The following is a 2,817-nucleotide window of genomic DNA, read 5'->3' as shown; positions in this document are numbered from 1 at the left end:
CGAGACGATTTCATCATGTTAGCCAGCAACTAATGCCATCTAGTTATGTCGTGGGAGTATCGTTATCGTTGAGAGGTTGTGCTGATAGGAAGCCCATTGGTGAGCCTACAGGGCTAATAACAAGCTATCGAAATCAACCCTTTTGTCATTGCTGACTAGTACTAATAATGGCGAGTATAAGTAGTAGCTAGTGTAAGTCATGGCGAGTATAAGTAATGGCTAGTATAAGTAATGGCTAGTCAGTCATAAGCCATTGGCGACGAGTAAAAAAGCGCCCTATAGTAAGCGAATGAATTCACTATAGTGTCCATTTATGGCACTAATGCAGTAAAAACTAGCCTCATTGACGCATCAATGAGGCTAGTTAAGTAAAGAGTATGGAATTTATAACTTACCAGGAGTTAAGGTTAACTCTCCGTCATGGTATCGCAGGATGAAACATAACGTTCCAGCTCAATAACCCCTTGCAAAATCATCCCATGGTAATGGGCTTTTACCAGTTGATAATTCATACTTGGTGCAAAGTAATACGTCACCTCTTCGGCCCCAGTTTGCTCCACCGGAATAAGTTGCACCTCCCCCCAAGGCTCAATGGTAGCGCTTAACTTCTCTTTCACATAAAATTGATAAGGTTAAATTGCATCTGAAGCTTGCCTAATTAACGCAAATTGACATCGGCCACCAAGCAAATTTTCGCGGATCTGAATCGCTAAAGTGTCCACGTCCCTTAAAGGTATTTGGCTCGATGTATAATTCTCAATATCTCCATCAACGTCCACTCGCGACTCCAGGCCATTATTGTAAAAAGTGGCGTGCATGTCTCGAGAACGAAAACCAGTTACCTGCTGATGAAAACTATCGGTTAACCATTCATTGCGGTTATTTGACCACGATAACTCAGTACGTTGTTGGTATTGAGTACCAATCCCTAAAATACTGGCTTCACTCTTTGAGGTAATAACGGCAGATTTACCCTGCCAGTTCTCAGTACGACTCATCTTACCAGTGTGGAGACCACTGAGATAAATAGCGTAATTAAAGCTTCGCTGGCAACTCTGTGGGGTGTCATTGGCCAAGGCTCTATGACTCTGCAATAAGCCACTAACCAGACACACACTTATCAGTATTCTCGGGACTACGACACCAGCTGTCGTCGACATCCTGATGTTACGACACCCGGTCATCATAAGTTTTATTCGCGACATTAATGTCATCATTAATAGTATCGCCTTAAAAAACTTCATTCACATTTAGGTAGAAGTTAGTTTCATTTTCACCGACCCCTACGTCAAAACGTAAATTAATATTGTCTTTAATCTTAAATCGAAATCCTGTGCCATAAGCGGTTAATAACGTATCGGTTAGCTCACTCACTTTAGGTGCCACACTACCAACAGCGCCCCAAAATACCATGCCATAACGTTGGAACACTGGTAAGCGATATTCAACCTGTCCCATCATCATCTGCTCATCGCGATATCGACCTCTAATGTAACCTCGCATCGCATCAGAACCACCAAGATCAGGTAATAAATTCCAAGGTACGTCACCACTGGTTAGATGGCCTTGAACTTGCCAAGCGATTAACCCCGGTGTCGCTCCTAAATCAATATAGTTAGCCAATTCGATGTTATAAGTAGAAAACGAATCGAACTGGTCGTTTTGATATAAGCCAGCATCAATTTGAAATAACCAGCCTTTAGTTGCGTTCAAACGATAATCTCTCGAATCGTAAATACTGGTCACCACAACGCCCGAGCTAAAGTTGTTTGGCAACAGAGTATTTGAATCCATTGGTGCTTCTGTTGCGACTAATTCTAAGCTGTCTGCCGTGGTATAAATAAAATCAGCCCCCACGCCGATAAAATAGTTACTGGCAACTTCGGTCATCCAACGTGGCTTAAAGCTATACAATTGTTCTTTAAATTCATGATGATTAAGGTCTTGATCGCCTTGTTCAATCCCTATTCCATAATAAACAGCGGCTTCATTATGCAGCTCTAAATCAAGCAACAAACGTTGTTTACCTTGGTTTAAAAACGTCATATTTTCAACTGTGACGCCATACGATTGATTCATGGAGGCAAATGAATTAACAACCAATGATGAAGGCTGTTGTTCACTCGATGCATTATCTGTTTTGTATAAACCCACCATCAGTAAGCCCACGCCAAATTTTTTCTCTGGAGTGTAATAAGCCGTAGGTAAATAGCTCATATCAATGGCTTTAGTGTCATCGAATTCACCATCAGCACCAAAAACCGATAAAATGTCATCAACCCATGTTGGTTGCATATCTTTAGGTGTTTCAAATAAAGGTTCAACAGCGGTGGCAGCGTTAGAAAAAAAAAATAGTGCTAGAAGTAAGGTCCGTTTCATAAAAACTCTATTAAATGTTGAAAAAATAAGTGCGCATGATGACTTCCATGCCAAATTTTTGAATCATTGTTCAATTCGCTAACTCTATAGCGTTCAGTATAAAGGGTTATTATCAATTCAAATAACAATTAGCTGACAACTAAATATCGGCCAAAGCGAAAAGTATTATCCTTTTTCACTCTCAATACTGACTGAAGAGAAACTTAAGCCTTACTGAAGTTAACCGTCATTACATGCAAGATAATATACTGAGCCATATTCAGAGTTAAATGATGATTTTACAACCTAGCATTAACTTAGGCACACAGTCAGCAATCTGTTTATCTATAGGCGGAACTGATATCATTACGCTAAATTACGGCCGCTAATATAGCACGTTTAGTTGCTCATTTTTGTGATAACTCAACATTCAACTTGTTTGTTTCATTCGTTAAAAGG

Annotated in this window: 1 protein-coding gene and 1 pseudogene; both read right to left on the bottom strand. The window is 40.2% G+C overall.

The window, feature by feature from the left end:
- Positions 1-407 precede the first annotated feature (407 nt).
- A pseudogene (locus H5202_RS24830) lies at positions 408-1,076 on the bottom strand (hypothetical protein).
- 154 nt (positions 1,077-1,230) lie between these two features.
- A complete protein-coding gene (locus tag H5202_RS19985) occupies positions 1,231-2,379 on the bottom strand; it encodes a BamA/TamA family outer membrane protein (protein ID WP_182773608.1) in 1,149 nt (382 codons plus the stop codon).
- Positions 2,380-2,817: the final 438 nt, after the last annotated feature.

The sequence above is a fragment of the Shewanella sp. SG41-4 genome (assembly GCF_014164505.1).
Lineage (GTDB): Bacteria > Pseudomonadota > Gammaproteobacteria > Enterobacterales > Shewanellaceae > Shewanella.
This window is presented reverse-complemented; position numbering and strand designations above follow the sequence as displayed.